Source organism: Thalassospira sp. CA1 (genome assembly GCF_059052855.1).
Genome location: NZ_JBZCIA010000008.1, coordinates 1 through 24,373 on the forward strand (window position 1 = coordinate 1; position 24,373 = coordinate 24,373).

The 24,373-nt window shown below is 54.5% G+C and carries 24 protein-coding genes and 1 riboswitch; of the genes, 11 read left to right on the forward strand and 13 right to left on the reverse strand.

Features of this window, described 5'->3' with window-relative positions; all coding sequences use genetic code 11:
• Positions 1-648: 648 nt before the first annotated feature.
• Positions 649-1,401, forward strand: a complete 753-nt coding sequence (locus AC5Q5A_RS13830) for a glycerophosphodiester phosphodiesterase family protein (protein ID WP_338176965.1) — start codon at positions 649-651, stop codon at positions 1,399-1,401.
• Positions 1,402-1,499: 98 nt separating this feature from the next.
• Positions 1,500-2,939: an MATE family efflux transporter gene (locus tag AC5Q5A_RS13835; RefSeq protein ID WP_493895639.1), complete on the forward strand. Its 1,440-nt coding sequence runs from the start codon at positions 1,500-1,502 to the stop codon at positions 2,937-2,939.
• A gap of 78 nt (positions 2,940-3,017) precedes the next feature.
• On the opposite strand, the gene AC5Q5A_RS13840 is transcribed toward AC5Q5A_RS13835, so the two are convergent.
• Together AC5Q5A_RS13840 and AC5Q5A_RS13845 are read right to left on the reverse strand one after the other, a co-directional pair.
• The gene (locus AC5Q5A_RS13840; protein ID WP_493895640.1) at positions 3,018-4,283 is read right to left on the reverse strand and encodes a hypothetical protein; all 1,266 of its coding nucleotides are present in this window, start codon (positions 4,281-4,283) and stop codon (positions 3,018-3,020) included.
• Between the two features lie 147 nt (positions 4,284-4,430).
• The gene (locus AC5Q5A_RS13845; protein WP_008889133.1) at positions 4,431-5,390 is read right to left on the reverse strand and encodes a helix-turn-helix transcriptional regulator; all 960 of its coding nucleotides are present in this window, start codon (positions 5,388-5,390) and stop codon (positions 4,431-4,433) included.
• Between the two features lie 223 nt (positions 5,391-5,613).
• Between AC5Q5A_RS13845 and AC5Q5A_RS13850 the strand changes: the two genes are divergently transcribed.
• The 3 genes from AC5Q5A_RS13850 to AC5Q5A_RS13860 are packed head-to-tail and all read left to right on the forward strand — an operon-like array spanning position 5,614 to position 7,495.
• A complete protein-coding gene (locus tag AC5Q5A_RS13850; RefSeq protein ID WP_493895641.1) occupies positions 5,614-6,090 on the forward strand; it encodes a low molecular weight protein-tyrosine-phosphatase in 477 nt (158 codons plus the stop codon).
• A gap of 22 nt (positions 6,091-6,112) precedes the next feature.
• Positions 6,113-6,985: a fructosamine kinase family protein gene (locus tag AC5Q5A_RS13855; RefSeq protein ID WP_493895642.1), complete on the forward strand. Its 873-nt coding sequence runs from the start codon at positions 6,113-6,115 to the stop codon at positions 6,983-6,985.
• A gap of 60 nt (positions 6,986-7,045) precedes the next feature.
• Entirely contained in the window at positions 7,046-7,495 is a 450-nt protein-coding gene (locus AC5Q5A_RS13860) for a c-type cytochrome (protein WP_158586094.1), read from the forward strand.
• Between the two features lie 86 nt (positions 7,496-7,581).
• Here AC5Q5A_RS13860 and folE read toward each other — a convergent pair whose 3' ends face one another.
• From folE to metZ, 3 genes are all read right to left on the reverse strand, one after another.
• Positions 7,582-8,172 (reverse strand): GTP cyclohydrolase I FolE, encoded by a 591-nt coding sequence (gene folE, locus AC5Q5A_RS13865; RefSeq protein ID WP_008889129.1) that lies wholly within the window; start codon positions 8,170-8,172, stop codon positions 7,582-7,584.
• An 88-nt stretch (positions 8,173-8,260) separates the two neighbouring features.
• Positions 8,261-8,653, reverse strand: a complete 393-nt coding sequence (apaG, locus tag AC5Q5A_RS13870; protein WP_493895643.1) for a Co2+/Mg2+ efflux facilitator ApaG/CorD — start codon at positions 8,651-8,653, stop codon at positions 8,261-8,263.
• Positions 8,654-8,853: 200 nt separating this feature from the next.
• Positions 8,854-10,056: an O-succinylhomoserine sulfhydrylase gene (gene metZ / locus AC5Q5A_RS13875; protein ID WP_336231723.1), complete on the reverse strand. Its 1,203-nt coding sequence runs from the start codon at positions 10,054-10,056 to the stop codon at positions 8,854-8,856.
• An 82-nt stretch (positions 10,057-10,138) separates the two neighbouring features.
• Positions 10,139-10,213, reverse strand: a riboswitch (SAM riboswitch).
• Between the two features lie 226 nt (positions 10,214-10,439).
• On the opposite strand from metZ, the gene AC5Q5A_RS13880 reads away from it, so the two are divergent.
• The 3 genes from AC5Q5A_RS13880 (at position 10,440) to AC5Q5A_RS13890 (ending at position 14,216) form a co-directional block, all read left to right on the forward strand.
• Positions 10,440-11,234, forward strand: a complete 795-nt coding sequence (locus AC5Q5A_RS13880; protein ID WP_493895644.1) for a TVP38/TMEM64 family protein — start codon at positions 10,440-10,442, stop codon at positions 11,232-11,234.
• Positions 11,227-12,654, forward strand: coding sequence for a dihydrolipoyl dehydrogenase family protein (locus AC5Q5A_RS13885; RefSeq protein ID WP_493895645.1), 1,428 nt, complete (start codon positions 11,227-11,229; stop codon positions 12,652-12,654). Before AC5Q5A_RS13880 ends, AC5Q5A_RS13885 begins: the two co-directional genes overlap by 8 nt.
• Positions 12,655-12,734: 80 nt before the next feature.
• Positions 12,735-14,216, forward strand: a complete 1,482-nt coding sequence (locus tag AC5Q5A_RS13890) for a sensor histidine kinase (RefSeq protein WP_296988032.1) — start codon at positions 12,735-12,737, stop codon at positions 14,214-14,216.
• 370 nt (positions 14,217-14,586) lie between these two features.
• On the opposite strand, the gene AC5Q5A_RS13895 is transcribed toward AC5Q5A_RS13890, so the two are convergent.
• The 5 genes from AC5Q5A_RS13895 to AC5Q5A_RS13915 form a co-directional block, all read right to left on the reverse strand.
• Positions 14,587-15,195 carry a DNA-3-methyladenine glycosylase I gene (locus tag AC5Q5A_RS13895; RefSeq protein ID WP_493895646.1) on the reverse strand — a complete coding sequence of 203 codons (609 nt, stop codon included), beginning with the start codon at positions 15,193-15,195 and terminating at the stop codon, positions 14,587-14,589.
• 3 nt (positions 15,196-15,198) lie between these two features.
• Positions 15,199-15,486, reverse strand: coding sequence for a YciI family protein (locus AC5Q5A_RS13900; protein ID WP_296988035.1), 288 nt, complete (start codon positions 15,484-15,486; stop codon positions 15,199-15,201).
• 3 nt (positions 15,487-15,489) lie between these two features.
• Positions 15,490-16,086 (reverse strand): TetR/AcrR family transcriptional regulator, encoded by a 597-nt coding sequence (locus AC5Q5A_RS13905; protein ID WP_493895647.1) that lies wholly within the window; start codon positions 16,084-16,086, stop codon positions 15,490-15,492.
• Between the two features lie 155 nt (positions 16,087-16,241).
• The gene (locus tag AC5Q5A_RS13910; RefSeq protein WP_493895648.1) at positions 16,242-17,801 is read right to left on the reverse strand and encodes a TrkH family potassium uptake protein; all 1,560 of its coding nucleotides are present in this window, start codon (positions 17,799-17,801) and stop codon (positions 16,242-16,244) included.
• Positions 17,802-17,936: 135 nt separating this feature from the next.
• Positions 17,937-18,197, reverse strand: coding sequence for a hypothetical protein (locus AC5Q5A_RS13915; protein WP_493895649.1), 261 nt, complete (start codon positions 18,195-18,197; stop codon positions 17,937-17,939).
• Between AC5Q5A_RS13915 and AC5Q5A_RS13920 the strand changes: the two genes are divergently transcribed.
• Entirely contained in the window at positions 18,184-19,671 is a 1,488-nt protein-coding gene (locus AC5Q5A_RS13920; protein ID WP_493895650.1) for a sensor domain-containing diguanylate cyclase, read from the forward strand. The genes AC5Q5A_RS13915 and AC5Q5A_RS13920 overlap by 14 nt on opposite strands.
• Positions 19,672-19,757: 86 nt before the next feature.
• Here AC5Q5A_RS13920 and AC5Q5A_RS13925 read toward each other — a convergent pair whose 3' ends face one another.
• The 3 genes from AC5Q5A_RS13925 to AC5Q5A_RS13935 all read right to left on the reverse strand — a co-directional run bounded on the left by AC5Q5A_RS13925 (position 19,758) and on the right by AC5Q5A_RS13935 (position 22,877).
• A complete protein-coding gene (locus tag AC5Q5A_RS13925) occupies positions 19,758-20,765 on the reverse strand; it encodes an aspartate-semialdehyde dehydrogenase (RefSeq protein WP_008889118.1) in 1,008 nt (335 codons plus the stop codon).
• Positions 20,766-21,093: 328 nt separating this feature from the next.
• Positions 21,094-21,282 carry a DUF3012 domain-containing protein gene (locus AC5Q5A_RS13930; RefSeq protein ID WP_008889117.1) on the reverse strand — a complete coding sequence of 63 codons (189 nt, stop codon included), beginning with the start codon at positions 21,280-21,282 and terminating at the stop codon, positions 21,094-21,096.
• A gap of 137 nt (positions 21,283-21,419) precedes the next feature.
• Complete coding sequence (locus AC5Q5A_RS13935; protein WP_245227770.1) at positions 21,420-22,877, reverse strand: TrkH family potassium uptake protein; 1,458 nt, start codon at positions 22,875-22,877, stop codon at positions 21,420-21,422.
• Positions 22,878-23,095: 218 nt separating this feature from the next.
• On the opposite strand from AC5Q5A_RS13935, the gene AC5Q5A_RS13940 reads away from it, so the two are divergent.
• Positions 23,096-23,827, forward strand: coding sequence for a thermonuclease family protein (locus tag AC5Q5A_RS13940; RefSeq protein ID WP_493895651.1), 732 nt, complete (start codon positions 23,096-23,098; stop codon positions 23,825-23,827).
• A gap of 84 nt (positions 23,828-23,911) precedes the next feature.
• Positions 23,912-24,370 carry an ArsI/CadI family heavy metal resistance metalloenzyme gene (locus AC5Q5A_RS13945; protein ID WP_493895652.1) on the forward strand — a complete coding sequence of 153 codons (459 nt, stop codon included), beginning with the start codon at positions 23,912-23,914 and terminating at the stop codon, positions 24,368-24,370.
• Positions 24,371-24,373: the final 3 nt, after the last annotated feature.

Genomic DNA, 24,373 nt, shown 5'->3' on the forward strand with positions numbered 1-24,373 from the left:
AGCTTGTCTCATAGACAAACTCTTCAAAATTAACGTCTGCACATTTTGGTGGTTACCACAAATCAATCTGAATAAATCTAAATCGATCCGTCGTCTCCAGGATGCACAGACTGTAGCGCCATAACGCTGCCCGCGCATCCCTTCCTTCTGATCTACAATGTCAAAGAACTCTAGGACCGAAGCCCCGAACCGCTCAGTCCGCGTCGCCGTCTCGTTGGCGCCGCACCCCGTCGGTGGAGGCGGGTTATAGGGCCCCTATCCCGACCTGTAAACACCTTTTTTCGAGATTTATCGAGATTTTCGGCGATTGTTTTTTTCACCCCCGAAACGGTCCGCACAAACCCTTGGCTTTCGGGGGTTTCACGTAGAAATCGGATATGTGCATAGCTCGACCCACATCGGTGCATAACGCCGAAAACCACAGGGAAAACCGACTCTGCGCCAATAATTACAATATGGAGTCCAATGACTTCGCAGCAAAAACGAAAAAGGAAACGTTCAAATCGCAACAAGATTTTCGCTTTTTCACACAATCCAAGTCGCGTAAGAGAATCGCATTGATGTTCTTGCACCACCAGAACAACCGATGGCCTGATCCATCATCTGTTTTGGCTGTTGTAGCCCCACATATATAAAAGGCCCATATCCGTGATCGATATCCCGCACATTGTCGCCCATCGCGGCGCTTCGATTGAAGCCCCGGAAAACACCATTGCCGCATTCCGGGTTGCCGGCGCACGCGGCGCCAAATGGATTGAGTGTGATGTCACCCTAAGTGCGGATGACAAATGCGTGCTCATCCATGACGACACGCTTGAACGGACCACAAACGGTACCGGCCCCATCCACCACAGCGATTTCGACACCCTGCGCAACCTCGATGCCGGGGGATGGTTTTCAGACATATATAAGGGTGAACGAATCCCCAGCCTGAAAGATACGCTGGAAACCCTGTATTTCATGGATATGGGGGCCAACCTTGAAATCAAGCCATCTGGTTGCGATCCGGTCCGCCTGTGCGAGGAAGTGATCAAGGAACTCCGCACGTCAAAGACCGTGCCGCCAATTCTGATTTCAAGTTTTGATGACACCGCGGTTGCCCATATGCGCAAGCATATGCCAGACCTGCCGTGCGGCTGGTTGCTGGAAACCCTGCCAAAAAACTGGAAGGCCGAGTATGCGCGTCTTGGTGCATCGGCCATTCATATCGACCACAAGGCACTGACACCGGTGAGTGCTGCCGAGATTGTCGATGCTGGTGTCCCGCTGGTTTGCTATACCATCAATGATGTCGAACGTGCCAAGGAGCTATTTTCCTGGGGGGTAACATCGGTGATTACCGATGATCCGGCCAAATTGCTGATGGCGATTCCCCGCCGACCGTTCGCCGCCCACAGATAGACCCTGGATCAAATCAAACCAGGGCAAAACGGCATCATGGCTCTGATCGCCACCACGACCCAGAGCCTGAACGCCAGATAAAAACAGGAAACAGTCCAATGTCCATTGCCCCACAAGATGGTGCTCCGGCGCCACCGCCACTTGATCCGGCACTTGATCCCGCACTTTCGCCAACCCCGCTTTATCCCAATAACCGGGTAAAGCGTCATCTAAGCGAATTGTTCAGGCTGGCCCTGCCGGTGACGATTGCCCGTCTTGGCATGCTGATCATGGCGGTTGTCGATACCATCGTGGTTGGCAACTATGACAGTGCGGCACTGGCCTACCTTAATATTGCACATGCACCCTTTACATCCTTGATGGTGACCGGCATCGGACTTCTGACCGGGGTCATGGTCATGACATCGCATGCCAAGGGTCGCGACAACCTGATGGCGGCCGGGGCTGTGTGGCGCAATGCCATGCCTTATGCTGTCCTGATCGGCATTGTCTTTACCGTTCTGACCATGCAGTCGGACTGGCTGTTTAAAATCACCGGTCAACCGGTCGAAATCACCGACCATGCCGGCGATCTGGCCATGATTCTGGCAATCGGAATGCCCGCCGCACTGATTTACATTGCCTGTGCCTTTTTCCTTGAAGGATTGCAGCGCCCACTGCCGGGCATGGTGTTGATGATCGCAGCCAACCTGGTCAACCTCGTTCTTGATTACGGGCTGGTTTACGGGGCGTTTGGTTTGCCGGAACTGGGTGCCGAAGGTGCGGCATGGACATCAAGCGTCATTCGCTGGTTCATGGCGCTTGGTCTGCTGGGTTATATCCTGCTGATGAAAAGCCATCATCTTTATGGCATTCGCAACGGCTTTGCCGGGTGGTGGCGCGGATCGCGCGATGCCCGTCATCTGGGCTATGCTGCGGGCGCCAGTCAGGGGATGGAAACCGGGGCCTTTGCCGCCATGCAGCTTTTCGCCGGCCGTCTTGGCGTGATTGCCGCGGCAAGTTACGGCATCAGCATGACGCTTTTGGCCCTGATGTTTATGGTGGCCCTTGGTCTGGCCTCGGCAACATCGGTTCGGGTCGGCATTGCCTATGGCAGGCGGGACCGACCGGACATGGCACTGGCCGGTTGGATTGGTCTTTTGACCACGATGTGCGTGATGCTGGCCCTTAGCATTCCGCTTTATTTGTTCCCCGATGCGGTTGCACATCTGTTTACCCAGGACGTCGCGGTGCTTGCCACCACGGTTTCGGTCCTGATTTTGATGCCGATCATTTTCCCGACTGATGGCGGGCAGAATGCGGCAATCAGTGCGCTTCGCGGGGCTGGCGATAAATGGGCACCAACGATTTTGCATCTGGTATCCTATATCTTTGTCATGATCCCGGTTGGCTATTACCTGTCATTCGTTCTTGAGATGGGGGTGCGCGGCCTGTTCTGGGGTATTGCGATTGCAAGCCTTGTCGCGGTCAGCGGCCTGGCGATCCGTTTCCTGATCGTGTCATCGCGCGACATTCCGGAACATCCCGAACAGATCTAGGCATCGAGAACCAACAAACAAAAAGCGCCGCCGGTTTCGCCCGGCGGCGCTTTTTTTTAACCCATGCCATGCATGTGATCAGGAACGCGCGGCATCAAATTGGCGCTTCGGCATCAAAAGATCACAGAATGGCAGGACCAATGTGTCGAATGCTGATGCGGCGCGCGCGGCATCAATCCGGATGATGTGCTGTTCGATATCGCGCTGGGTGGCAAACGCGCCAAGCGGTGCCAGTTCCGGCAAGGCATCAACCATGATCGCGTAAAATGCGATTTGATCCTCGCGCGCTGTTCCCGCCGCCAGATTGCCCAGATGGTTATAAAGCGCCATCGCCAGGAACCAGCGGCAATAGGGCATCAGACCTTGCAATATCTCGGAGCGTTGTTGCGGCTGGACATATTGTTGCAGGTCATGATCAAGCCAGACGGCATTCTGCACGCCCGCCACAAAGGCATTGCGAAGGGCTGGATATTCATCACTAAAGAACACAGTCGTCAGCCAGGATGACACATCATCAAGGGCTGCCCGGCGCGATGCCGGTGTGCTGTCATCCCCGAAATCAAGGGCAGGCATCGGCGGTTTGCCCGACATGGCAAGACTTGCCACCGCCGGATCAATCAGCGCATTGGCAAGCCATGCCTGATGCCAGATTTTCATCGGCCGGAAATAGGGCTCCTTTTCCGCACCGCCGGCTTCGATCCAGCTTTCGATCAGATGCGCACGCCCCAATGCGATACCAAGGCGCAGGGCATCTTCAAACCCCATGCCGTTTTGCAAGAAAGCATCACCGAGCATATCTTCAAGCAAGGGCAGCATGCTTTTGACATTGTCAGACCGAAGTCCTGCACCAAGCGGCTGATAGAATGATGCCGCGTCACTGTGTCCAAGAATGGCGCGGGCATGCTTGGCAAAATCACCCCAGAAAACAAGCTTTACCGGCTCTGCCCGCTTGCGCCAAAGCGGGCGGGTCATGTGCCAGTTTTCGCATTCAAAATTGGCCACCGGCAGGGCATCAACAAGGCGCGCCAACGGTTTGGCCACCGCCAATTCCAGATCATCCTCGGATCCGACATGCCCGATGGACAGACGCCAGCCCGGTTCTTCATGCGGATGACGGTCCAGCCACAACATGGCAAACCCGGTTGCATTCGAACGGCCCGCTGCCGGGGCAACGAGATCAAAAAACAGCGACAGCGGTGCCGGCATTTCCGGCACGCTATGATCGGTCAGTGCGTCCCCAACGGTCCATGTTTTGACCAAAACATCATCGGCATCCGGTCGATTGTCAAAACGCGGCGGCAGAAAACCGGAATACTCGTTTGCAGGACGGATGGGGTCAGTCATGGCAGCCTCATGGATGCGAAGGGGCACGATGATTTAAACGAAATCATACATGGCGCTGCTGATACCCAAGGAAACCGGGCAGGTCAATCACCGGGCAATCAACCCGCACACCTTGAATGGCCGCGCTCACCCCAGACGGGTTAGGCATTACGCCCGGGTCAAACCGGCATGTCCGATGCTGGCCTCGCGGTAGACCGAGGGCGGCATCGCCATCAAACGTCTGAAATCGCGTGAGAAATGCGCGTTATCTGTAAAGCCGCACCAGAACCCGATTTCACCAACCGAAAGGGTGGTGCCATATAAAAGTCGGCATGCTTCGCGTACGCGCACCAGACGCAACAGATCAGAAAACCGGCTGTTGGCCTGTTGCAAGCGGCGCTGCAAGGTGCGCCCGGATGTATCAAGCGCAGCAGCAACTTCATCAATGGTCCAACTGCGCCCGATGTCATGTTCCAACACCGTACAAAGTTGTTGCACGATCGGGCGTTGCGCCCCGATTGACGGCGCGGTTCCGGGCATATTGGCCATGAATGGGTAGGAGGACGAAACCTGTTCGAAGCTGCCCCAGTTAATCCGGAAGCGAAGGCCACGACCGGAAAATGCCAGTTTGTCGCTAATGCGACCCTTGCGAGTCACGCGCACTGCCGGACCGTGGCTGGGCAAAATGGTGGCATCAATATTCTCGGCCCCGGCCGCCTCAAGCAAGCCGATCAGGAACCCCAGCAACAGCAGGTTTTCCACCCGTGCCGGTGGCTGACCGCGCACGACCCCGCGATGGATGGTCATGGATTTTCCGGTGACGGAAAAATCACTGCGCGCACGCGCGTGCGAATAACCTTCAAGCCGGCGCCAGCGATCGGCAATCACCGACGGGGTAGCCGAGTGACGCAACATGGTCAGGATCGGTTCCTGTTCCTTGGCCGCCAGATACCGCCCAAGACGCACCAGCACTGCCGGACCATTGATCTCTTCCAGTGCGAGCATGATGCTGCGCAGCTTGGCAGAAGTTACAACAGTCCCGCCCGGGACAAGGTCATAGCCCCGCGGCAACCATGCCAGTTGCCGGATCAGGGCAACATGCAAACCAAAAGAAACAAATTCCTGCATCAAAACGCGCCAAATTGAAGGTAATTGGCGCGATCATACAAACTAATGACCGACCTGTCAGTGTCACATTCAAAATGTCACGAAGCTGTTACATTGATCGCGATTTTTAAAAATCCGCTGAGATGGAGATCACTGGGCGCAACGACAAGCCATTGCTCGCCGGGTACGGGCATGTCACTTTTAGACATCTCCTGCCCCTTCCCAGACAATACGGATTGATAACGTGATCAAGGTTCTTTTCGTCTGCACCGGCAATATATGTCGCTCGCCCACGGCCGATGGCGTTTTTCGCAAGATGGTTCGTGACGCCGGACTGGATAACCGTATCAGCGTCGATAGCTGCGGGCTTTCGGCCTATCATGTTGGTGAATTGCCCGACCCGCGATCGCGCGAAATGGCAAAAAGTCGCGGCATTGATTTAAGCGACATTCGATCCCGCAAGATCAGGCCCACCGACTACCATGAATTTGACTATGTTCTGGCCATGGATGACGGGCATTTGCGTGATATGCGCCGCCAGGCACCCAATACCCATCAGCACCGTATTGAGCTGTTTCTGGATTATCATCCGTCGATGGCAGGACAAAGTGTCCCCGACCCCTATTACGGCGGCGCCAACGGGTTTGTCGATGTGTTTGACATGATTGAGGAAGCCTCAAGCAACCTGCTGTCGCACATCCGCGAAAAACACGAAATCTAGGCCCTTAACCCCGGAATAGATTATGGATAAACGCGCGCTTGCAGATTTGATCAAACGCCATACCGGGGCGTCGGTGCGATCCGTCGCGCCACTTTCGGGTGGATGCGTTGCCAATGTGGCGCGAGCTGATCTGGATGATGGGCAGCAACTGGTGATCAAGCAAAGCACGACAAATGACGCGCAAAATGATGCAGGTCTTTTGATCGAGGCGGAAATGCTGCGTTATTTCAAAACGCACTCTCCGATCCCCTGTCCCGAGGTCATCCATGCCGACGCAAATTGGCTGGTGATGACATTTATCGCCAACGACAATCGAATGACTGGTCGTGTGCAGCGCGATCTTGCCGAACAGCTGGCAAGCCAGCATCAGGTAACCTCCAAAACGTTCGGACTTGGCTTTGACACTTTAATTGGCGGCCTGACGCAACCAAATACACCCGAGGAAAGCTGGATCACGTTCTTCGCCGAACACCGTTTGCGCCATATGGCGCAACACGCACATCGCGAAGGCAGGCTGCCCGGTAGTATGGCCGCGCGCGTTGATCGATTGATCGACAGTCTTGGTGATCTTTTGCCAGACCAGAGCACAGCGGTACTGCTGCATGGTGACTTGTGGGGTGGCAATATCCTGTGTCAGTCTGACAAGCTTGCGGGCTTGATTGATCCGGCGATTTATTACGGCGATCGGGAAATCGAACTGGCCTTTGGGACACTGTTTGGGGATCTGACGCCGGAATTTTTCGCGCGGTATAATGAAATATTGCCGATAGAGCCGGGGTTCTTTGAAGAACGCCGTGATTTGTATAATCTTTATCCGTTACTGGTCCATGTTCGCCTGTTTGGCGGCCATTATGTCGGTTCGGTTGACCATATCCTTGCCCGATTTGGGCACTAAAGCACGTGAACAAACACAAAATACCATCAGTTAGGCACACCTAGAATGGGGAAGAGAGAGTTGAAAGTACTAGCAGGAGCCGCCATCGCCTTGACCATGACGGTCAGCATCGCCGCCATCGCCCATGAAGGCGCGACCGGTGTTGTCAAGGAACGCATGGAAGGCATGAAGGCCATTGGCCAACAGGTCAAAATCATGGTCCCGATGATGAAGGGTGCATTGCCCTATGACCCGGATCAGGTCGCGAAAGCCGCGACGATTATCGAAGGTCACTCAGGCGAGACCTTTACCGCCCTTTTCCCGGAAGGCAGTAATGGCAAACCGTCTGAAGCGCTGTCAGACATCTGGGAAGACTGGTCAAAATTCACCAATCTGGCAAACGAACTGCACGCCAAGGCCAGCGATCTTAAATCGGTCGCCGTTTCCGGCGGATCAGAAGACGATTTCAAGGCATCACTTGGTGAAATGATGCAGACCTGCAAATCCTGCCATAGCGATTTCAAGGAATAGATCGGACAAATTTTGCGGTCCTGACGCAAAAAAGGCCGCAGCATTTTGGTGCTGCGACCTTTCTTTTTGGATCAACTGACTGCGTCTTAGCGACCGATCATGGCAAAGAATTCGCGGCGTGTGATCGGGTCATCGCGGAATGCGCCAAGCATCCGGCTGGTGACCATTGATACGCCGGTTTTGTGCACGCCACGGGTGCTCATGCATTGGTGATTGGCATCAATGACCACCGCCACACCAAGCGGATCAAGTTCTTCCTGAATGGTGTTGGCAACCTGTGCGGTCATCTTTTCCTGAATCTGCAGGCGTTTGGCATAGACCTCGACCACGCGGGCCAGTTTGGAAATACCAACGACACGGCGGCGCGGCAGATAGGCGACATGTGCCACACCAATGATCGGCACCATGTGATGTTCGCAATAGGATTCGACGCGAATGTCGCGCAGAACGACCATTTCGTCATAGCCGTCGGTTTCTTCGAATGTCCGACGCAGAATCTCGGCCGGGTCCTGCTGATAGCCAGCAAAGAATTCACCATAAGACCGTGCCACACGGTCAGGGGTTCCGCGCAAACCTTCGCGGTCGGGATCATCCCCTGCCCAACGCAGAAGTGTCCGAACCGCTTCTTCTGCTTCTTCGCGTGTCGGACGCTTCACCGGGTTATGTTCGCTGCACATACCAAATCCTTTGTCATTTTATTACAGGATTGAACCTGCCTTGGTGGGGCTCACGGCCCGCGCTACCTGATACTGTTTTTTGACGCGATCAGTTCACAGTGTGTTGCCCATGCGGACTGTCCAGCGAAAAGGCTGGAATCGCAATATCAAAATGATTGCCGTCCATATCCGTCATTTCGAAAGTGCCCACCATGAAGCCGCTTGGCGTGGTCAGTGGCGCGCCACTGGTGTAGTTGAAACTTTCGCCACATGCCAAAACAGGCTGTTCGCCGACAACACCCAGGCCTTTGACTTCCTGGGTTTCGCCGCGCGAATCCGTAATCCGCCAGTGACGGTTAAGCAACTGAACAGTTTTCGAGCCGAGATTCTCGATCTCGATGCGATAAGCCCAAATATAACGATGGGTGTCCGGGTCTGATTCGTCCTCAAGGAACATCGGCTTTACCGATACCTTGATGTCGTGGGTTACGGTCGAATACATGCATATCTCCGGGCCAAGTGTGTTCCAGTCAATTTGCATCAGCCAAGAATGCGATGGATGGACCCTTTATGTAGACAATCCTTCCCGAAAGTACCAGTCAGCAGTCAAAACAAACTGGCATTATCCCCCGGATCGGAAACGAAAAGGCCCGCACAATGTACGGGCCGGATCGATGTCAGGATTACTGTTGGCGCATGCTTTTAAACGGCAAGGGCTGCCAACAGGTCTTCCTTGAGGTCATCAATATCTTCCAGACCGACAGATAGACGCAGCATGCCCTCGGTAATGCCCATTGCGACCTTGTCCTCGGCCGGCACACGCTGATGCGTGGTGGTCCAGGGATGGGTTGCAAGGCTTTTTGCATCGCCAAGGTTGTTGGAAATATCAATCAGCTTGAGATTATCAAGCAACGAGAAGGCTGCTTTCTTACCACCGGCAAGCTCGATTGCGATCAATCCACCACCACGGCCAGACATTTGCTTCATTGCCAGTTCATGCTGCGGGTGACTTTTCAGCCCCGGATATAGAACGCGTGACACTTGCGGCTGTTCCGTAAGAAATTCAGCCAATGCAGTTGCATTGCGAATATGCTGATCCACACGCAGGCTAAGTGTCTCAAGCCCCTTAAGAAGAACCCAGGCATTGAACGGGCTCATGCTTGGTCCGGTATGACGCAGGAAGGTGGTCAGATGTTCGTCATGCCATTCCTTGTCATTAAACAGGATCGCCCCGCCAAGGCAGCGCCCCTGACCATCGATATGCTTGGTCGCGGAATAGACGACGATATCCGCCCCCAGTTCCATCGGTTTTTGCAGGATCGGTGTGGCAAAGACGTTATCGACAATCACCTTGGCACCGGCCTTGTGCGCCAGTTCGGAAATGAAGGCGATATCAAGAACCTCAAGGGTCGGGTTCGACGGTGTTTCAAGGAAAACCGCATCGGCCGGTTTCGAAAGTGCCTTCTCCCAGGCGTCCTTGTCCGTGCCGTCCACCAGTTCGGTCTCAACCCCGAACCGCGGCAAAAGCGTGGTCAGGATAAATTCGCACGACCCGAACAGCGCACGTGATCCAACCACACGGCCACCGGCCTTGGTGCTGGCGGCCAACGCATTCCAGACAGCCGACATGCCCGATGCTGTCGCGCGGCAATATTGCGCGCCCTCGATCAGGGCAAGACGTTCTTCGAACATGCCAACGGTCGGGTTGGCGAAACGCGAATACACAAAACGTTCCGGACCGCTGCCATCAAAGGAGGCCTCGGCCTCGGCGGCAGTTTCATACACATAGCCGGAATTCATAAAGATGGCTTCGGAGGTCTCGCAGAATCCGCTGCGCGCTGTACCGCCACGCACGGATCGGGTCGCCGCGCGCCAGTTATCGGAAGCCTTTTTGTCGGTCGTCATCGTCTTGCTCCTACATGCCCGGAATGTATGCATACCTTAATCCGGACACAAAAAAACCCTGACCGGCATGAATGGGTCAGGGCCGAAGCCATAGCACCCCTCTTTAGCGATTTTTTACGTGGCCGCAAGCCGGTCGACAAATCCCACGATGCGCAGACGATACGTCCAGTTTTCCCCTACGTCAAGCGCCTCTCCCTCAGGTTTATTGCGCATGTTCCTGCACCATCCGGCCAGGCTTTGTACAATTTGCCCTCACGCAATGGTGAAGGCAGTTCATAAGCAAGTTTTGAAATTTCTCTCTAATGTTGGGTCAAATAATGCGATCCTGTATTCAGGGATTTGCATTTCGACCCGAACGAACGACTTGCAAGAGCCTGAAATCAATGACCAAAACCAGTTCAATGGCGTCACACTTGTCCGACCAGAAACCAGATACCCATAGCGAAATCAAAGGCACCTCAAAGCCCCTATGGCGCAAGCTTTTGCCGGTGATTGTTCTGGTTGTCGGACTTGTCATTGCATGGGCCAGCGGCGTTCTCGATTTGCTGTCTTTTGAGTCCCTGCGTGAAAACCGCGACCTGTTGCAGGGCTTTGTTGCCGATAACCCGGTTTCCAGTGTTCTGGTCTTTATGGGGCTTTACGTCGTTTCAGTCGCACTTTCCCTGCCAATCGGGTCGATCCTAACCATCACGGGTGGCTTTCTGTTCGGGGCGTTTCTTGCCACCAGTTATGTTGTGGTCTCCGCCACCATCGGCGCGACGATCGTTTATCTTGCAGCCCGCTATGCATTTTATGATCTGATGCGCGCCAAGGCCGGCAACGCCGTCCGAAGGATGGAGGAAGGCTTTGCTGAAAACGCCTTTAGCTACTTGATGGTTTTGCGCCTGATCCCGATCTTCCCGTTCTGGCTGGTCAATCTTGTGCCGGCCCTTCTTGGTGTCAAACTGCGATCCTTTGTCTTTGGCACCATGATCGGCATCATTCCGGGCACTTTTGTCTATGCCTCCATCGGGGATGGTCTTGGTGCGCTGTTTGATCAGGGAAAGACACCTGATCTTGGTATCATCTTTGAACCCCGTATTCTGACCCCTATCATCGGGCTCGCCGTGCTGGCGCTTTTGCCGGTGGCCTATAAGAAATTGCGCAAACGTAAAATCGGGGTGAACGCCGATGAATAAGATCATCACGACCGATATTTGTGTCATCGGGGCTGGATCCGGCGGCCTTTCGGTTGCCGCCGGTGCGGTGCAGATGGGCGCAAAAGTTGTCCTGATCGAAAAGGGCAAGATGGGCGGTGATTGCCTTAATACCGGCTGTGTTCCGTCCAAGGCGCTGCTGGCGGCTGGCCATGCGGCTGACAACGCCCGCAGGGCTTCACGGTTTGGCGTATCGACCGGGCCGGTGGAGATCGACTTTGGCCGGGCAATCGACCATGTTCATTCCGTGATCGCAGGCATCGCGCCGCATGATTCCGTCGAACGGTTCGAAGAACTCGACTGCGCCGTCATTCAGGCCGAAGCCCGTTTTACCGGTCCGGGTGAAGTCGTTGCCGGTGACACCACAGTCAAGGCCAAACGCTTTGTCATTGCCACCGGATCGCGTGCGGCCGTGCCGCCGATCCCGGGGCTTGAGACCGTTTGCTATTTCACCAATGAAACCATTTTCGAAAATCGCGTTCGCCCGGAACATCTGATCATCATCGGCGGCGGCCCCATCGGGCTTGAAATGGCGCAGGCCCATCATCAGCTGGGCGCAAAAGTCACCGTGATTGAAATGGGCACTATCCTGCCCAAGGATGATCCGGATCTGGTGGCTGTTGTCCGCGACCGCATCAAGGCCGATGGCATCAGCCTTTATGAAGGGGCGAAAACAAAGGAAATCCTTGATGTGAATGACCAGATCAGGGTCGTGATCGAACATCAGGGTATCGAGATTACCTTGGAAGGCAGCCACCTGTTGCTGGCAACCGGACGCAAACCAAATGTCGAAAATCTCGGCCTGAAGGATGCCGGTATTGACTATACCGACCGCGGTATTTCCGTCGATGCGCGTTTGCGGACATCCAACAAAAAGGTCTTTGCCATTGGCGATATCACCGGCGGCCTGCAATTTACCCATATGGCAGGATATGATGCCGGCATCGTCATTCGCAATGCCCTGTTCCGTCTTCCGGCCAAGGTTGATCACAGTGCCGTGCCATGGGTGACCTACACCAACCCGGAACTGGCACAGGTCGGCCTGACCGAAAAGGCCGCCCGCGAACAGCATGGCGATGACATCCGTGTCGTCACGTGGGATTACGCCGAAAATGACCGCGCCCGGGCAGAGGCCGAAACCGAGGGCTTCATCAAGGTCATCACCAAACCAAACGGCCGGATTCTGGGCGCTGCCATCGTCGGACGGCAGGCCGGTGAGTTGATCGGTGTCTGGTCACTTGCCATCAGCAAGAAGATGAAGATCGGCGCGATTGCGGGCATGATCGCGCCCTACCCGACCTTGGGCGAACTTTCCAAACGTGTCGCCGGGGCCTGGTATACCCCCAGCCTGTTTGGCGAAAAAACCCGTAAGCTTGTGCGTTTCCTGCTCAGGTTCGCATAAGCGGCTTGCTTGCCATCGCGCATGAAAACAAGCATCTGTATTGCTGTACTTTTTTCGGCTTATTGGCCTAACATCCAAAAATGAATAACCGGCATCTGAAATTGCCCCCATGGGCCAAATCGCTTTCCGCGCGCCTTCTGGTGCTGACGGTAAGCTTTGTGATGCTTGCCGAGGTGTTTGTCTTTGCCCCCTCCGTCGCGCGCTTTCGGATCGACTGGTTAAAGGCACATCTTGATTCAGGCTACCTTGCGGCCCTAGCCCTTGAGGCGACCCCCGATCAGATGATCCCCGACGATCTTGAACGCGAACTTCTGTCCAATGCCGGGATCGAGGCAGTCATCCTGCGGCGTGAAGATCGCAAATTACTGCTGCAACGCGATGATATGCCTGCCAAGGTCGACAAGGACGTCAATCTGAGCGATTTCTCGATCCCGATGGCCTTGATGGAGGGGCTGGCAACACTCAGCCAGACCGAAAACCGGGTATTGCGCGTGGTCGGCATGCCCTCCATGGCACCCGATTTCGAGATCGAGGTGCTTGTGCATGAAGACCGCCTGACCGAGGCGATGCGCAATTTCGGTTGGCGGGTATTTGGCCTGTCGCTGATGATTTCGTTCTTTACAGCCGGGCTTGTCTATTTCGCGCTCAACCGGTTGCTGGTGCGCCCGATGCGCACCCTGACCAGCGATATGATCCGTTTTCGCGAAGACCCGCAGGACAAGGCATCGCTGATCAATCCCGGCGAACGGGATGATGAAATCGGCGTCGCCCGCCAAGAACTTGCCATGATGCAGCAAGACATTCAGGCGATGCTCAATCAGCGCCGCCGACTTGCCGCCCTTGGCACGGCCGCCACCAAGATCAGCCATGATCTGCGTAATGCATTGGCAACCTCGATGCTGATGACAGAACAGCTTGCCAAAAGCGAAGATGACGAAGTCCGTGCTGTCGTGCCGCGTTTGTTATCATCGATGGAACGCGCAGTTTATATCAGCGAACAAACCCTGTCATTTGCCCGCGAGACGCCACCACCGCGCGATCTGGCAACCTTCACGCTGATTGAACTGATCGAAGAAATCCGCGATCAGATTTTGCTGCAAAAATGCGAACCGTTGCTTGATGGCGGCATGGGCGATGCACCTGTGGCCAGCGAACCCTGCCCCGCGCGCATTGAGATCGACCTCCCTGATGATGTCATGCTTGAAGCGGACTATGACATGCTGTTTCGCGCCTTCAGCAACCTGATGCGCAACCCGCTGGAGGCCGGGGCAACCACCGTCACCATCAGTCACAAAATTCAAACCGAACCTGAAAAGGGTGACGAATCGGCCAAGGCCCGCCGCTCTATTGAAGTTTTCATTGCCGACAACGGGCCGGGTTTGCCCGAAAAGGCGATCAAGAACCTGTTCGTCCCGTTTGCCGGCAGCGGGCGCCAAGGCGGTACCGGACTTGGCCTTGCCATCGCGCGCGAACTGATCAGCACCCATAACGGTGAACTTCGCCTCACTGCAACAGGGCCGGATGGTGCTGTTTTCACAGTCAAATTGCCACTCGGGAACTGATTTCGCTGCATTCCTGTGCTGCAGCGCATCTGATCGATAGATTTTTCCTATCTATTTTTATTTTATATTCGATTTTATCTTTTGATCAGCATTTGCGACCTTGGGTTATGGCGATGCCGGGCTTGATCCCGATCCCCGATCCGCTCCTGACCCAAAGTTCGGTATCGCCAAACTTACTTGAGTGTGCACCGTATTCTTTTGAAGCCTTCCTACCCCTGTTGCACCCTCCCTTGACGTTGGCACCTCAAGTGAGACCGCATGTCGAAGACCCCATAATCCTTGCCGGATTATCATCAGGGGATCTGAAATGGTCCCCGCCCTCAAAACCCCTTGTCCAGATTTGGACAAGGGGTGTTTTTTTGACATCACATCAGCTTGGGCGCACCAATGACGCACGCATGTCGTCAATCTGTTGGCGCAAAAAGCAGCCTTGCGCGTGATCATTGATCAGGCCCATCGCCTGCATGAACGCAAACACCGTGGTCGGCCCGACGAACTTCCAACCGCGTTTTTTGAGATCCTTGGAAATGGCAACGGACGTCGGCGACGTTGACATCGATTGTGGCGGGTCAACGTCATCCGGTTTCGGTTCAAACCGCCAGAAATAGGCGGCAAGTGATCCTTCCTCGGCCACCATCTCGCAGGCCCGTTTGGCATTGTTGATCGATGCCTCGATCTTGCCGCGATGGCGGATGATCCCGGCATCACCAAGCAGTCGCTCAACATCCGCATCATCAAACTGCGCGACCTTGTGAAAATCAAAACCGGCAAAGGCTTGGCGGAAATTCTCGCGCTTGGTCAGGATCGTGCGCCAGCTTAATCCCGACTGGAATCCCTCAAGACAGATTTTCTCAAACAGCCGGATGTCATCGGTCACCGGAAAACCCCATTCCGTGTCGTGATAGGCGTTAAATTCCGGTGCTGCATCACACCAGGCGCACCGGCATTTTCCATCCGTTCCGATTGTTGTTTTGCTCATTGCTCAGGCCATCAGGAAATCAAGACGTTGATCAGCACGCGCAGGCGAGATTTCCAGAATCTCGGCGCTGACAATCCCTTCGACAACGAACGGATCTTCATTCACGCGGGTTTCAATCTCGTCGCGCGACACACCATGGGCCAGAACCGCACCGCCCATATTGGGTTGCAGGCTGCCGACCATCAGAAACACGCCATCATCAAAACCCTTCTTGATCCACGCTTTGTGCGCGTCCATGAATTCCGGGGCCTTTGGGCGGTTTTCGGCAAATTTCAAAAAGATCGCAAACATCGTCTACTCCCTGTCTGGATTGTTTTTGTTGGTAAGATCGGCAATCTGGTCGTCCAACCAGGTGCACATCAGATCGACCTCGTGATGCAGGAACCGGTCATCATCAAACGCATTGGCAAGGGTCGCCACACCCTGGCTGCGACCCAGGATATGCATGGCCAATTCATCGGATTTGTCGCCAAAACCCAACCGTTCGAACTGCCGACACAACCACCTGCGAAACAGGGTAAACAGTGCCGCGGCATCGCTTTTGGCCGCGTGGTTCAGCTTCGCCAGTTCTGACGACAACGTACCTACCGGGCAGCCGTATTTTCGGATTTTCTCGCCATTGACGATCAGGATATGGATGAAACTTCGAATACGTTCTGCCGGGTCTGATCCGGAAATTTCCCAGCGATCAAGCATCTGCTCGGTATTGGCAAGGCGGCGATTGATCACACCATCAAGGATGTCATCCTTGGTCTTGAAGTGATGATAAAAGTTGCCGCGCGATATGCCGACGGTGGCTGCGATATCGGCAAACGATGTTGCCTCGAACCCGTGCTGGTAAAACAGAAGGTCCGCTGCCTCGACAATCCGTTCTCGTGTTTCTGCTGCCATTTTCCGATATGCCGCCCGATTGACCAAGAATTAGGACAAATGTCCCAACCCCAAAATTAGGTCAATTGTCCTATTCTGTCAATAAGACAAAAAAACACCCGCAAGCATCGCCTGCGGGTGCCGGAAAATTCGGTGATAAATATCCTGGGTTTTGATCAGTCGCGCCAGAATGCCGGGAACAGCAGAACCAACACGGTAAACACTTCAAGACGGCCGATCAGCATGCCAATCGACATCAGCCACTTCGCCCCGTCCGGCAGGGTCGCAAAGTTGCCCGACGGGCCAACAATCGGGCCCAGTCCCGGACCGACATTGGCAATTGCCGTCCCGGCACTCGATACCGCGGTGATGAAATCAAGTCCCATCGCGCCAAGTGCTGCGGCCAGAACGACAAAGCAGAACACAAACAGGAAGAAGAAGCTCAGCACCGATTCCGTAACATCTTCCGAAAGTGGCTTGCGGTTGTAATAGGCAATGAAAACGCCATGCGGACGCAGCATGTGCGAAAGCTGGATCTTGGCGATTTCATACAGAACCTGAAGGCGGAAGATCTTCACCCCGCAGGTTGTCGAACCTGCACAGCCGCCAATAAACATGACAAAGAAGAACACCGTCACCGCGAACGGGCCCCAAAGCCCGTAATCGGTGGTGGCATATCCCGTACCGGTCATCACCGACACAATGTTGAAGGACGTAAAGCGCAGCGCATACAGGAAATCGACATTGTTGGTTTCCGAATGCCAAAGGGCGAGGCCGACAATGATCGAAACCGCAATTGTGATAAACCAGCGCACCTGACTGTCGCGGAACAAGGCCCGACCCTGTCCGCGCAGCATCTGCAGATACAAAATAAACGGCAACGCCCCCGTCGCCATGCCAAGCGTGATGATCACATCAATCGTCGCACTGTCATAATGCCCGATTGACGCATCCTTGGTCGAAAAGCCTCCGGTGGCAATCGTCGTCATGGCATGCGCAATCGCATCAAACGGCGTCATGCCCGCCGACCACAACATAATAGCCCAAAGGCCCGTGAAGCTTAGATACAGCATCGCGATACCCATCGCGATCTGGGTTGCGCGCGGGAACGCCTTGTCCGATTTGTCGGAGTTTTCCATGCGGAACAACTGCATCCCGCCAACGCGCAGCATCGGCATGACGGCAATCGCCATCACGATAATCCCGATCCCGCCAAGCCACTGCAACAGTGCCCGCCACAGCAAGATCCCCTGCGGCGCGCTATCAAGGCCGACAATCACGGTCGACCCGGTGGTGGAAATGCCTGACATCGCTTCGAAAAACGCGTCGGTATAGGACATATCAAGATCGGAAAAGGCAAATGGCAACGCCGATGCCGCCGTCAGAACCAGCCAGCTCAGCGTGGTCAGGATAAAGGCCTGGCGTGAATTGATCTTAAGATTGTCCATGCGGTTCATCATGATCAATGCCCCGCCGACAAACAGCGACACAAAGGACGCGGCCGAGAACACGATCCAGTCACGCTGCCCGTAGTAAAGGTCGACCAAGGCCGGGATGAACATGCCAATCGACAACGTACAGAGCAAAATGCCGACGATGAAAAGAATGGGACGGAAATCGATCAATGAAGCGCCTCTTGGCACATACACCGCGAAATCCCCCCGGACAAACGGCATATGGTGCGTCTGATGTTCTGTTTTCGGAAGCCACTGCATACCCGAAAATTCGGTCTGCATGTACCCCCTTCATCACAAGCAGCGAAATTCTTGGCATATGGGGCCACAATGTCCAGTCCTTTTAAGCTGTTGCAAGCTGCCTTGCCGTCGGAATTTCGCGATCATCAACACGATTTGTTCGCGCCCGCACCCTGATTAATGAACGACCGTCACCTTTGATCCGACTTTCAATATCGCCACACTGTGCGACGATATCCGCATAACTACCTCTAAATTTGCCAATGATTTCTGAGCATTCTCATAATGATCAGAATCATTCCAATATAATCTCCGGTTTCTTTTGGCTTTTTCCTCATCGCTCAAAAAAGGCAAACAGGCCTGTATTTGATATTGTGTCGTGCAACATGGCGCGCTTTCCCCTAAATTAGCCGGATCAAAAACGATGAGTTCAATCATCGGTGCCTGCCTTGTGACTATCCTTGGGGAGCTTCCCGTGTGGGGAAAGAAATTATACTTCGCGATCATTCTGTGCGTTCTGCTGGCGGTCGGGTTTCTGACCACGAGTTTTGTAAGCTTCTATGTCGCCCGGGATTCTCTTGAAGAACAGATTTCCGAAAGCACGCTTCCGCTGACCAGCGACAATATCTATTCCGAGATCCAGCGCGATCTGTTGCAGCCGATCTTCATTTCCTCGTTGATGGCCCATGATACGTTCGTTCGCGATTGGGCGCTTTCCGGCGAAAACGATCCAGAACGGATCACCAGGTACCTGGGCGAAATTCAATCGCGCTTTGACACGATCACGTCCTATTTCATCTCTGAAGAAACCCGGAACTATTATCACCCGACCGGCGTGATCAAACAGGTCAGCGAAGATGACCCGGCCGATGGCTGGTATTTCCGCGCACGCGACGGGAAGCAACCTTACGAGATCAATATCGACCACGACACGGTTGATCGGTCGCGCCTGTCGATCTTTGTCAATTATCAGGTGCGTGATTATGACGGCAATGTCATCGGCATTACCGGTGTTGGCCTGGCCGTCAGTTCGGTCACCAATCTGATCGAAACCTATCAGGCACGCTATGGCCGGACGATCTATTTCATCGACACCGAAGGCCACGTCACGCTACGCGGCAGCGGCTTTGGCGATGCCCACAGCCTGCAGGAACGGCCGGGCATGCGCACCCAGGCCACCAAAATCCTGACCTCGCCCGGCGCGTCGATCAGTTATGAACATGGCGGACACACCTATTTCGTCAACAGCCGCCTGGTGCCTGAATTCGGCTGGCTTCTGATTGTTGAACAAAGTGACTATTCGTCTGATGCCCGTCTTCAGAACACGCTGTTTATCAATATCGCGATTTCATTGCTGATCACGATCGTGGTCGGGCTGATCGCCTTCCTGACAGTGCGCAATTACCAAAAGCGCCTCGAAGAACTGGCATCGCGCGACAAACTGACCGGGACGTTTAACCGTCAGGTCTTTGACATGATCTTTGATCAGGCGGTTCAGAACGCAAAACGGCAAAAATCGGTACTGTCGGTGATGTGTTTTGATGTTGATGGCTTCAAGGAAATCAACGATGGCTATGGCCATCCGGGCGGGGACGCAGCACTTCGCGAAGTTCTGACCATGGTCCGCCAGAATGTGCAGGACTCCGACGTGATCTGTCGCTGGGGCGGGGATGAATTTGTTGTTCTGTTCCCCGGAAAGGATCGTAAGGAAGCCATGACAAAGGCCCGCGAACTTGCCGACTCTGTCCGCAATGCGCCGGTCCGCTTCGGGCGTGATCATATTCCGGTCACCATCAGTGCCGGTATCACCGAATACCGCGATGGCGAGGACCTTGATACCTTGATGGCCCGTGTTGACAACGCGCTTTATACCGCCAAGGCATCCGGCCGCGATCACATCTCCCTGTCCTGATCGGTCAGGCCGCGAGCAGATACAAAACACCCCCGGCAGAACAATCTGCCGGGGGTGTTTTTTGTTTAATTCGCTTCGGTGCGCGATCAGTCGGCGATAGATGCCTCGGCGATCTGGACCGCGTTAAGCGCAGCACCCTTAAGCAACTGGTCACCGGCAACAAACAGTTCCAGACCATGATCACCAAAGATCAGGTTGGTACGAATACGGCCAACTTCGACGTCATACTGTTCGGTCGCAGTCAGCGGCATCGGGTATTTGTTGTTTGCCGGATCATCGACAAGTTTGACACCCTTGGCCTTTGCCAGCACTTCACGGGCCGCCTCCGGGGTAACAACCTTTTCGGTTTCAACCACGATGGCCTCGGAATGGGTACGCTCGGTCGGAATACGAACCGCGGTGCACGATACCGGAAGATCCGGCGCGCCAAAGATCTTGCGCGTTTCCCAAGTCACTTTCATTTCTTCACGGGTGTAACCGTTGTCTTGGAAAGTATCGATATGCGGGATCACGTTAAACGCAAGCGGCGATGAAAACACTTCGGCCGGGACCGGCTTGCCCGCAAGACCAGCCGCCAGACCTTCGCGCAATTCGTTCATGCCCGGCTGACCGGCACCCGATGCGGCCTGATAGGTCGACACGATCACCTTTTTCAGGCCAAAGGCCTGATGCAGCGGCCAAAGGGCAACTGCGGCAATCGCCGTGGTGCAGTTCGGGTTCGCGATCAGTTTTGCCGTTTTGGCAAGGTGACCATTGATTTCCGGCACGATCAGCGGAACATCGTCATTGAGACGGAACGCCGAGGAGTTATCAATCACCAGCGCGCCTTCGGCAATCTTGGGCGCATATTCCTTGGCAAAATCACCGGAAACAGCAAGGAAGACAATGTCGCACTGCTTGGCTTCTTCAACAGAAAACAGCGCGACGGTCTTAGTGCCGAATTTAGTCTCCACGGTCTTGCCCGCTGAACGCTCTGACGCGAACAGGGTGAGTTCACCCACAGGGAACTTGCGATCAAACATTACATTGATCAGCTCGACGCCAACCGCACCGGTTGCGCCAATGACACCGACATGGAGATTTTCGGCACTCATAATAGTTGTCTAACCTCGCAATAAATTTGTTGTCATATTCGACTGCCGCGATCATTCGCGGGCCGCGCATTATAAGGATTAATCAAGGTAACGCAAATGTACCTTGCTGCATTGCATTCATGCGCGGTTCTGATTGGGTAAAAACGCACCGGACAACAGATTGTTCCATGGCGATTTTAAACGGGCGGACATAAAAAATCCGCCCTTCAACAGTACCACCGCCAAGCAGACGTCAAAGGGCGGATTTAGCCGCCATAAAGACGACATATCCAGACTATGAAAGAGAATCGGCTGATCGTTTTACAGTCCGATCAGGCGAATGCACTGATCACATCAGGCAATGTTTGGCGAAATCGGTCGCCTCGTTTGCCGTCCAGTCGCCCTTCGGCTTTTCCTTAAGGTCATTGCACCATTCCTCGCTGCCCACCTCGGGCGAGCATGCGGAAACAGCACCAGCCAAGAAAAGGACCGCAAGGGCCCCGGCGATTTTGGTCGTGATCGTTTTCTGCAGTTTCATGTCCGTGTCCACTGTTTGTGTGTTTGTTATTAACGCTACAAACTTATACACGGCGCGAAAATGACGCAAAGTAAACCTTCGGTCTGTGGCAACCGTCACAGACCGACACCAACAATCGGCAAAATGAAAATCAGGGATCAGTCGCGCCAGAAGGACGGCATCAACAGCACAAGAAGCGTCTCGAACTCAAGACGGCCCAGAACCATGGCAACATCCAAAATCCACTTCGCGGAATCCGGCAAGGACTGGAAATTACCAGCCGGTCCGATGATATTGCCAAGCCCCGGCCCAACATTGGCAAGGGCTGTTGCCGCCGCACTCATCGAGGTAATCAGATCAAGCCCCGTCAAACCAAGGGCAATCGTCACCGCGATATAGCTGATGGTCAAAAGGAAGACATAGACCGTTACGGCGTTATAGATGTCGGATGTGATTTCGTGGCGATCAATGCGGCTGACCACAACGGCTGACGGACTGCGCAGGCGCATGAAATGGGCACGAAGTCCGGTAAACACGACATACAGGCGAAACATCTTGAACCCGCCCGATGTTGATCCCGAACAACCACCGATAAAGGTCGCAAAGAAAAACAGCATGACCGCGGCCGGGCCCCACAACAGGTAATCCCCCGATGCATAGCCCGTGGTCGTAATCACCGACACAAGGTTGAACGCCGCCATGGTCAGCGACCGGAAGAAGCCGTCATCTGAAATCTGCAACAGCCGCAAGGTCAGCAAAAATGTAAAACCTGCAATGATCAGGCAGAACAATTTGATTTGCTGATTGCCGATCACTGCCTTGATCGCGCGTTTGCGCAGAAAGACCGCATAGGCGGTAAACGGCAAACCACCAAAGAACATGAACAGGATGGCAATCCAGTGCAACGACAGGCTGGTGTCAAACTTGGCAAATGAAAGGTCCGACGTGGCATAGCCCCCGGTCGACAGCGTCGTCATGCCGTAATTGATCGCATCAAACCATCCCATGCCAAAGATGCGATACAGCACAATGCACACCAGGGTCAGAACCGAATAGATCATCACGATCTGCAGGCACATATCGCGCATGCGGCCACTAAGTTTTTCCGACCGATCCGAACTTTCCATTTGGAAAAGCTGCATGCCGCCAACCCGCATCATCGGCAAAAGGGCCAAGGCGGTCACAATGATCCCGATCCCGCCCAGCCACTGCATGATCGATCGCCAGATCAACAATCCCGGCGGCAGTTCATCCAATCCCGACAGGATCGTCGATCCGGTCGTCGTCAAACCCGATACGGTTTCAAACACCGCATCACAGAAACTGATTTCAAGCGATGAATACCAAAGCGGCAAGGACCCGGTCAGGCTAATCGCAATCCATGACACCACCGTCAGGACATAGCCCTGGCGTGCTGTCACACGCGGGCCGATATCCGACCGGCAGGCAAGACACGCCATACCTCCAAGCCCGATGGTCGTGATCGAGGCTTGGGCAAAAATTTTCCAGTCCGGGTTGCCATATGCAAGATCAACAGCAGCAGGCACCATCATCGATATACCGATGATAATGACCATGACCCCGACAACAAAAAAGATGGGTTGCAGACGGAACAAGCAAGCTTCCCTGACAGCAAAAGACAAACCCGCTTGTAGCGCCAATTGACAATTGATGCATCCGGTTATTGTGCATGACACCATTGATGGCAATTCCCGCTGCCTCCCATCTACCGGACAAGGGCGTCATCATTTTGCCGTTCTTTTTGCTTGTTCTTTTGCCATGACCATTGTGTCATTCTTGCCAAATACTCACCCCGCAGATCTTTGAGGCCAGTGTGAAACGCGTTATCCGCCTGATCGTCCTTCTTTCCATTCCGGCCTTGATTGCCATTGGCCTTCACTGGCACAGCGCACCGGTCCGTGCGGCTGACAACGCGCCCCAAGACAACACGTCCCAACAGGCCGATCCGGCCGGGCTGGAAGCCAGAGGCCGCGATGTTCAGGTGATTGACGGCGATACCATCATGATTGCCGGTCAGGTGCTTGATATCGCGGGCATGGACGCCCCGGAACTCGGTCAGCAATGCCTGCATAACGGCAGTTTCTGGGACTGCGGCATGTCTTCGGCCATGCAATTGCGCAAATATTTCGCCATGGCGCCGTTTGATGTCCATTGCTGGCCCGGTGATCAGGAACGCGCGGGCAAGGCCGGTGATTTCCCCATCGTCGAATGTGGCATCGGTGAACGTGACGTGGCGGCGGCAATGATCAGCGACGGCGAAGCGCTGCCGATTGCGGGCTATTCCCATCGCTATGACCGGCTGTCGCGCGATGCCGACAATGCCGGCATCGGCATCCATGGTGGCGATATGATTGCCCCGTCTGACTGGCGGGCGGGTAAACGGCTTGACGGTGAAACCGGACGCTGCCTGTTTATTGCTGACGGCAAGGGCAATTACCTTAGCACCCTTGATCCGCGCATTGCCGATTTTGCCTCAGACACCAAAATCTGCAGCGACGAAGAGGCGCGTGACATGAACCTGAACTATCTGCCGCCATCACCGTAACCGGCTCCTTTTTGGTGCCAGGTGCATCTTTTGGCGTCTTCGCGCGTCTTCCTGTTTATCGCTTCGATAAAACAGGAGAATAAGATGCGCCTGCAACTTGCCTTGAATGTGAAAAACCTTGACCGTGCCATTGCGTTTTACAGCGAAATGTTCGCAAGCCCGGTGCACAAACAACGGCCGGGATATGCCAATTTCGAAGTTGAAAACCCGCCGCTTAAGCTGGTTTTGTTCGAACACCCGGCGGCAACCGAAAACCTGAACCATATCGGTGTCGAATGTCTGAGCGAACAGGCGTTTGAAACCGCCTCAGCCCGGCTGCATCAAAGTGATCTTGTCACCAGCGACGTTGCTGAAACCGGATGTTGTCACGCAAAGCAGTCCAAGTTCTGGGCAACAGGACCAGACGAACTTGACTGGGAGTGGTATCGTATTCTTGACGATGCGCCACATGACCAGTCTGCCGACCAACAAACGTCGGGGGCTGGCTGTTGTGGCCAGCAATCGGGCAATGAAATGCAACCAGATCAGGTGTGCTGCGCGTAAAGA